The sequence below is a fragment of the Azospirillum sp. TSH20 genome, assembly GCF_003115935.1.
GTDB lineage: Bacteria > Pseudomonadota > Alphaproteobacteria > Azospirillales > Azospirillaceae > Azospirillum.
In genome coordinates this window covers 1-6,636 of sequence record NZ_LGQU01000209.1, presented here as the reverse complement: position 1 = coordinate 6,636, position 6,636 = coordinate 1, and the positions used below count along the sequence as shown (strand labels likewise).

Genomic DNA, 6,636 nt, shown 5'->3' with positions numbered 1-6,636 from the left:
TGGGTTCGTCGGTTCCGGTCTTCGTGTTCCTGACGCTTCTAGTGTTCGGCGGCTGCGGCGTTCTGACCGGCCAGACGCTGGCGGAGGGTTGGAAGCCGGTGGGAAGCGTGCTGGCCTATTCGCTGCTGCTGGGGGTGGGCGACCGCTTCCTGGCCTGGGGCCTGTTCGGCGAGGAACTGCTGTCGCCGTGGGGCTTCATCGTTCACACAGGAGTGCTCGGCCTCATCACGCTGACCGCCCACCGCATCGCCATCGCAAGGCGCATGGTCAACCAGTATCCGTGGCTCTATGAGCGCGCCGGTCCCTTCGGCTGGCGGGAGCGGACAGGCACGGGTGCCGGAGAATAGGACAACAGGAATAGACCGTACGGCTGATTGGTGCCTGCGAAACTGTCGCACTATGCACCACTTGGGGTATGGTATTCTGGAACCCGCCGGAGGGGACCCGGCGGCAAGGCCCGTAAGGGCCGGGGGTATGTTGCAACAGGGACCACACAGAACAGGGAGCAAGCACACCCATGAAATTCAAGCTGTCCCTTCTCGCCGCGATCGCGGCGACCGCGCTTTCCGCCACGGCCGCCAAGGCCGACATCGCGGTGGCCACCGCCGGCCCGATCACCGGCCAGTACGCCACCTTCGGCGAGCAGATGAAGAAGGGCATGGAGCAGGCCGTCGCGGACATCAATGCCGCCGGCGGTGTCCTGGGCCAGAAGCTGAAGCTGGAAGTCGGTGACGACGCCTGCGATCCGAAGCAGGCCGTCGCCGTCGCCAACCAGCTGGCCAAGGCCGGTGTGAAGTTCGTGGCCGGCCACTTCTGCTCGGGCTCGTCGATCCCGGCCAGCCAGGTCTACGCCGAGGAGGGCATGCTGCAGATCTCCCCGGCTTCGACCAACCCGAAGCTGACCGAGCAGGGCCTGAAGAACGTCTTCCGCGTCTGCGGCCGTGACGACCAGCAGGGCATCATCGCCGGCAAGTATCTGCTGGAGAAGTTCAAGGGCAAGAACGTCGCCATCCTGCACGACAAGTCGGCCTACGGTAAGGGTCTGGCCGACGAGACGCAGAAGGCGCTGAACGCCGGCGGCCAGAAGGAAGCCATCTACGAAGCCTATACGGCCGGTGAGAAGGACTATTCCGCTCTGGTGTCGAAGCTGAAGCAGGCGAACATCGACGCCGTCTACATCGGTGGCTATCACACCGAGGCCGGCCTGATCGCCCGCCAGATGAAGGACCAGGGCCTCAAGGCCACCATCGTGTCGGGTGACGCCCTGGTGACCAACGAGTATTGGGCCATCACCGGCGACGCCGGCGAGGACACCATGATGACCTTCGGTCCGGATCCGCGCGAGAAGCCGACCGCAAAGGCCGTCGTGGAGACGTTCCGCAAGGCCGGTTACGAGCCGGAAGGCTACACCCTGTACACCTATGCCGCTCTTCAGATCTGGGCGGACGCGGTGAAGCAGGCGAAGTCGACCGACGCGGCCAAGGTTGCCGAAGTCATGCGCAAGGGCAACTACGACACCGTCATCGGCAAGATCGCCTTCGATGCCAAGGGCGACGTCACCAGCCCGGCCTATGTCTGGTACAAGTGGCACAACGGCCAGTATGCCGAAGTGAAGTAAGCGAAACGCATCAGCGTTCCGTGGAAAAGGGTCGGCACTCCGTGCCGGCCCTTTTTCTATGAGGATCGATGGGAGGTTCTGCTGCCCGCCCGACAAGGCTGCGGCGGCACCGCGGCCTTGGCCGAAAACGGGTCAGGGAATAGGTCGGGGAACATGCGCGACGTGATGCTGGGCCACAGCCGGTTGCGCTGCGGCAATGGCCGGGGAGGAGAGCCCGGTCGCCACACGCCGTCCCGACTGCTCGCTGAGCAGCCGTTCGGAGGTGCGCATCACCTCCCGCCAGAAGGCGGCGGCACGGGTGTGATTGGCGGCCGTGAGTTCGACAAGACGAACGCGGCTCATTCGAATCGCCGTCTCGCCCAGTTCATCAACCAGGCGGGTCGCGAAGACAAGCACGTCGAGATCGGTGTTCATGACGCATATGAACCCACAGCCGCAGATTTTGTTCCACCAGGAAACCGCACTGCGGCAAAGGGTCATCGGGGGTGCCACCGTCGTGCGGCACTGCGACGGTGCATATGCAGCATCGGCAAAGGGTCACCGAACGGACACTCGCCACGGCAGGGGGGTTTTGTGCTTCAATGGCGCCCTTCGCGGCGACCGTGACGGCCGCCGGTATGGGACGGGTTTTGGAGAACGAAAATGCGCAGGAAGCGCGAGGTGGTTGAGGGACAGATTTATCGCAAGCTGTCCCCCAGCGGCGGCTATTGGGAAGTGATCGCCATCCGCAAGGACGGCATGGGCACCCAGCATGCCCAGATGAAACGCACCGACGACCCGAAGACGCTGAAGACCCTGTCGGTGGCGACCCTGCTCGATCCCCACGAGTTCGAGATCGTCACCGAGTGATCGCCGTCAGGCCGGACCCGTGACTTCCGGCCGGCGGTAAAGGTCGGCGGCCGGCAGTCCGTCATGCCGTCCGGCCAGCCGCTCCAGCCGCCCCTTGCCGATCAGGTGGTTGAGGTGCGCCACCGCCTCGCCCACGGCGAAGAGCATCTGCTGAGGGTCGAGCGGACGCGGGAACAGCGCCCGCGTCACCGTGGCGGCGGTCTGCGGTTCCACACACAGCGTTTCGATCTCGGCCAGACGCTCCGCATGGTGCCGGGCCAGTTCCCCGGCGCGCCGATGCAGGCCGTGGAAAGGGCGCCCGTGCGAGGGCAGGACCAGGGTGTTCGCCGGCAGGGCATTCCACCCCTCCAGGCTGGCGAGATAGTCGGCGAGCGGATCGGCGTCCGGCTCCGACGGCCAGACGCTGATGTTGGGGCTGATCCGCGGCAGGATCTGGTCGCCGGAAATCAACAGGTCCGGACCGGCCGCATCGGCCGGGCGGTGCAGGCTGACCGGCTCCGCCGTGTGGCCGCTGCCGCCGATCACCGTCCAATCACGGTCGCCCACCCGCAGCCGGTCGCCGGCCCGCAGGCGCGTCAGCGTCGCCGGTACCGCCGGCACCCCGCGGCTGTAGGCCCCCTTGCGGGCGAGCAGGGATGCCAGCGCCTCCTCATCGAGCCCGCAGCGGCGGTAGAAACCCTCGACCACCGCATCGGCGGCGGCATCGTTGCCGGCGGACAGGGTGCGGGCGAACAGCCACTCGGTCAGCGAGGTGGCGAAGCCGGCGCCGGTCCGCTCCACCAGCCAGGCAGCGGCGCCGATGTGGTCGGGATGGAAATGGGTCGCCACCACCCGCTCCACCGGACGCCCGCCCAGCGCATCGCGCAGCAAACCCTCCCACACCGCGCGGCTGCGCGGATCGCCCAGACCGCAGTCGACCAGCGTCCAGCCGGCCGCCCCGCCGTCGAGCGCCCAGACATTGATGTGGTCGAGCTGGAAGGGAAGGGACAGCCGGATCCACAGCACGCCGGGCACCACCTCCTGCCATCCGCCGGGATCGGGGGTGGTGCAGAGGGGGTAATCGACCGATCCGTCCGGGGTAGAAGCCATTGCGCTGTCTGTCCAAGCTGTTGTTATCACAAGAGAAAATGCCCCTAGTTCCGGTGAGGCAAATCTGCAACAGGAAAAATGGCCTTGCGGAGCCGGGATTGGAAGCCGTGCCAGCCAATTCCATTGTCGGGGCCGGAGCCCGTTCTGTCACGCACTTCGCCGCAGGCCGGGACGTCCCGATCCGCCAACGCCGTCAACGATGGGAACAAGAACATGACGATGCGTGGGATTTTACTGGGCACGGCACTGGCCGTCGCCGTTCCTTCACTGGCCGTCCCGACCGCCGCCTTTGCCGGTACGGAAGGCTTTTATGTCGGCGCGGGGGCCGGCGTGAACTGGACCGAGGATGCCGACCTCAGCAGCTATCCGGCCCCGGGCCTGGGTCTGAAGGAGGAATTCAAGATCGGCGGCATCGGCGACCTGTCGGTCGGCTACGCCACCGCGATGGGGCTGCGCGCCGAACTGGAGGCCGCCTGGCGGTGGCGCAACAGCGTCGACAGCACCAGCAGCGCCACCCCCGGCCTGAACGGCCTGGGCGGCAAGATGAGCTCGGTCGCCTTCATGGGCAACCTGCTGTACGACATCAACATCGGCCTGCCGATCACCCCCTATATCGGCGCCGGTGCCGGTATCGCCGGCGTGAAGCAGTCACTGAACGGCGCCAGCGACCGCGACTGGGTCTTCGCCTATCAGGGCATCGTCGGCGCGTCCTATGCGATCAACGACAATGTGGCGCTGACGCTGGACTACCGGTATTTCGCCACCGTCGATCCGGAGTTCGAGCTTGGTCCGGTGACCTCCAAGGGCGAGTACCGCAACCACACCATCCTGGCCGGGCTGCGCTATACCTTCGGCGGGCCGGAGCGGGCCACGCCGGTCGCCGCCCCGGCCCCGGCCGCGCCGCCGATGGCGGCCCAGCCGCAGAGCGAGTATCAGGTGTTCTTCGATTGGGACAAATCGGTGATCACGCCGAACTCCGACAAGATCATCGCCGATGCGGCGGAGGGAGCCAGCCGCGCCCGCGCCGTCCGCATCCAGGTGATCGGCCACACCGACACCTCGGGCTCGCCGTCCTACAATCAGAAGCTCTCGCTGCGCCGGGCTGAGGCGGTGCGTCAGGCGCTGATCCGGCACGGCACGCCGGCCAACATCATCACCATCGAAGGTGTCGGCGAGAACCAGCTGATGGTTCCGACCGGTCCGAACGTGCGCGAGCCGTCGAACCGCCGTGCGCAGATCATGATCAAGATCTCCTGACCGGGGAATGGGGGAGGGGCCCGCGCCTCTCCCCCGGCGAACGTCCGTGACCCTTCCGGGATTGCGGCTGTCCGACGTGCGAAGGAGGTAGCGCGGACCGTTGCGTCAGCGTATGACGGTGCGGTACCCCAGGCATCTTCGGTCCGAGACGTTACATGCAGGTTCTGATCGCCGACGATCATTCCATCGTCCGCAGCGGCTTGACCCATCTGGTGGGTGAACTGGACGAGCATGCCACCGTGGTGGCCGCCACCAGCTTCAGCCAGTTGAACGCCATCCTCGACACGTCGATGCATGACGGGGAGACCCCGTTCGACCTGATCGTGATGGATTTGCGCATGCCGGGACTGGGCGGGCTGGACGATGTCGAGGCGCTGGTCAAGCGCGTGGCCCCGGTTCCGGTCGCCATCTTCTCGATGATCGAGTCGCCGGACGAAATGCGCGCGGTGCTGTCGCGCGGCGTCCGCGCCTTCATTCCGAAATCGACCGACGATGTGCTGGTGGTGAACATCCTGCGGCTGGTGATGGCCGGCGGGTCCTATGTGCCGCCGGTGCTGGGCATGCCGGGAGCGCCGGTTCCGCCTGCCGCGGCGACCGCGCGCGGTGCGACACCAACCATCTTCGACGGGCTGACCCGTCGGCAGCTGGAGGTGCTGGATCTGCTGGCCCAGGGCCTGTCCAACCAGGAGATCGGCGAACGGCTGGGCCTGAACCTGTCCACCGTGAAGACCCACGTCACCGGCGTCCTGAAGGCGCTGGGCGTCGGCAGCCGCACCCAGGCGGTGCTGCTGGTCAAGGAATCGGGGCGCGACCGGCTGGTCTGACCCGCTACAGGATGGCGTTCAGCAGCGATCCGCGGCCGGCGTAGGCGTTGCCGCCGGACCCGCCCAGCAGCATCGAGGCGGGGTTGAGTGAGGCGCTGCCGGCGCCGAGGATCGAGGCCAGACCCTGCAGCTTGGTGTTGCCGCCGAAGGGATTGTCGCCCTTGGCCGGCTGTTTGGCGATGGTGTCGTAATCCTTGCTGTAGTTGCCCATGCGCAATTGGACGCCGTAGCTCTTGGCGTCCTTGACCGGCACATCCTTGTCGCGGGCGATGCGCAGCGTGTAATCGCCCTTGTCGAGGGTGAGCTGTCCGGATTTCAGCTTTTGGAAAGCGTCATAACTGGCGCCGGCATCCTTGTTGCTGTCGGCGATGATCTTGCCACCGCGGTCCATCAGCTGCAGCCGGACGCCGGCATCGCCCACCGTGCCGAGCGTCGCGGCGCCGGAGGTGGTGACGTTGAACTTGTAGAAATCGGCGGGATCGTTGGAGGCCAGCGAGCTGAAGACGTTCAGGCGGCTGCTGTCCTTGACCAGCGTTCCGATGTTGGTGGCGAAGGGGGCGGCGTTCATCGCCGATTTGTTGACGGTCTGCTCGTATTCCTGGACCTTGCCGGTCGCGCCGCCATTGCCCGCCGCCTGCTGCTGCACGCGCTTGACCGCGGCGTCGATCGACTGCTGCAGGCTCTGGGCCATGCCGCCGATATCGGCGTAACTGGACAGGCTGACCATGGTGCGTTCCCCTCTTCCCGCATTCCCGGAAAGGAATGATGGGCGAGGGGTTTGCAGGATACGGGCCAGAGCCAAGCTCTTGATAAGGAAGGAAGTCGCGCTGCAATCGGTATGACGGGCGGCAATTCAGGTCCCGTCGGGCGGCAGGATTTTCCCAGCGGGGCGGCAGGGTCGGCCGCCCTGCACCCTTGTGTCTTTGAATTTTGCTAGAGAAGAAGCCCTGGGGGGTGGGGCATGCCCCACCCCCCAGGGTGGAGCGGCACCCGCTAAAC

The 6,636-nt window shown here is 66.3% G+C and carries 8 protein-coding genes; 5 read left to right on the top strand and 3 right to left on the bottom strand.

Going from position 1 to position 6,636, the window contains the following annotated elements:
• Together TSH20_RS34345 and TSH20_RS34340 are read left to right on the top strand one after the other, a co-directional pair.
• Nucleotides 1-347, top strand: a 347-nt coding sequence (locus TSH20_RS34345; RefSeq protein ID WP_109493035.1) for a DUF6867 family protein, incomplete at its 5' end; no start/stop codon positions are given.
• Nucleotides 348-517: 170 nt separating this feature from the next.
• Nucleotides 518-1,618 (top strand): branched-chain amino acid ABC transporter substrate-binding protein, encoded by a 1,101-nt coding sequence (locus tag TSH20_RS34340; RefSeq protein ID WP_109157624.1) that lies wholly within the window; start codon nucleotides 518-520, stop codon nucleotides 1,616-1,618.
• 132 nt (nucleotides 1,619-1,750) lie between these two features.
• Here TSH20_RS34340 and TSH20_RS34335 read toward each other — a convergent pair whose 3' ends face one another.
• The gene (locus TSH20_RS34335) at nucleotides 1,751-2,032 is read right to left on the bottom strand and encodes a hypothetical protein (protein WP_109157623.1); all 282 of its coding nucleotides are present in this window, start codon (nucleotides 2,030-2,032) and stop codon (nucleotides 1,751-1,753) included.
• Nucleotides 2,033-2,260: 228 nt separating this feature from the next.
• On the opposite strand from TSH20_RS34335, the gene TSH20_RS34330 reads away from it, so the two are divergent.
• Nucleotides 2,261-2,467 (top strand): hypothetical protein, encoded by a 207-nt coding sequence (locus TSH20_RS34330; RefSeq protein ID WP_042696427.1) that lies wholly within the window; start codon nucleotides 2,261-2,263, stop codon nucleotides 2,465-2,467.
• 6 nt (nucleotides 2,468-2,473) lie between these two features.
• Here the strand turns inward: TSH20_RS34330 and TSH20_RS34325 are convergent, their stop codons facing one another.
• Nucleotides 2,474-3,556: an MBL fold metallo-hydrolase gene (locus TSH20_RS34325; RefSeq protein ID WP_109157622.1), complete on the bottom strand. Its 1,083-nt coding sequence runs from the start codon at nucleotides 3,554-3,556 to the stop codon at nucleotides 2,474-2,476.
• Between the two features lie 213 nt (nucleotides 3,557-3,769).
• Here TSH20_RS34325 and TSH20_RS34320 point away from each other — a divergent pair, with 213 nt between their 5' ends.
• Nucleotides 3,770-4,813 carry an OmpA family protein gene (locus tag TSH20_RS34320; RefSeq protein ID WP_109157621.1) on the top strand — a complete coding sequence of 348 codons (1,044 nt, stop codon included), beginning with the start codon at nucleotides 3,770-3,772 and terminating at the stop codon, nucleotides 4,811-4,813.
• Nucleotides 4,814-4,968: 155 nt separating this feature from the next.
• The gene (locus TSH20_RS34315; protein ID WP_109157620.1) at nucleotides 4,969-5,637 is read left to right on the top strand and encodes a response regulator transcription factor; all 669 of its coding nucleotides are present in this window, start codon (nucleotides 4,969-4,971) and stop codon (nucleotides 5,635-5,637) included.
• Between the two features lie 4 nt (nucleotides 5,638-5,641).
• On the opposite strand, the gene TSH20_RS34310 is transcribed toward TSH20_RS34315, so the two are convergent.
• Nucleotides 5,642-6,364 (bottom strand): hypothetical protein, encoded by a 723-nt coding sequence (locus tag TSH20_RS34310; protein WP_109157619.1) that lies wholly within the window; start codon nucleotides 6,362-6,364, stop codon nucleotides 5,642-5,644.
• Nucleotides 6,365-6,636 lie beyond the last annotated feature (272 nt).

What these genes read in the sequence shown, in the direction of transcription:
- TSH20_RS34340 (WP_109157624.1), top strand. Translation starts at nt 518, where the DNA reads ATGAAATTCAAGCTGTCCCTTCTCGCCGCGATCGCGGCGACCGCGCTT.
- TSH20_RS34335 (WP_109157623.1), bottom strand. Translation starts at nt 2,032, where the DNA reads ATGAACACCGATCTCGACGTGCTTGTCTTCGCGACCCGCCTGGTTGAT.
- TSH20_RS34330 (WP_042696427.1), top strand. Translation starts at nt 2,261, where the DNA reads ATGCGCAGGAAGCGCGAGGTGGTTGAGGGACAGATTTATCGCAAGCTG.
- TSH20_RS34325 (WP_109157622.1), bottom strand. Translation starts at nt 3,556, where the DNA reads ATGGCTTCTACCCCGGACGGATCGGTCGATTACCCCCTCTGCACCACC.
- TSH20_RS34320 (WP_109157621.1), top strand. Translation starts at nt 3,770, where the DNA reads ATGACGATGCGTGGGATTTTACTGGGCACGGCACTGGCCGTCGCCGTT.
- TSH20_RS34315 (WP_109157620.1), top strand. Translation starts at nt 4,969, where the DNA reads ATGCAGGTTCTGATCGCCGACGATCATTCCATCGTCCGCAGCGGCTTG.
- TSH20_RS34310 (WP_109157619.1), bottom strand. Translation starts at nt 6,364, where the DNA reads ATGGTCAGCCTGTCCAGTTACGCCGATATCGGCGGCATGGCCCAGAGC.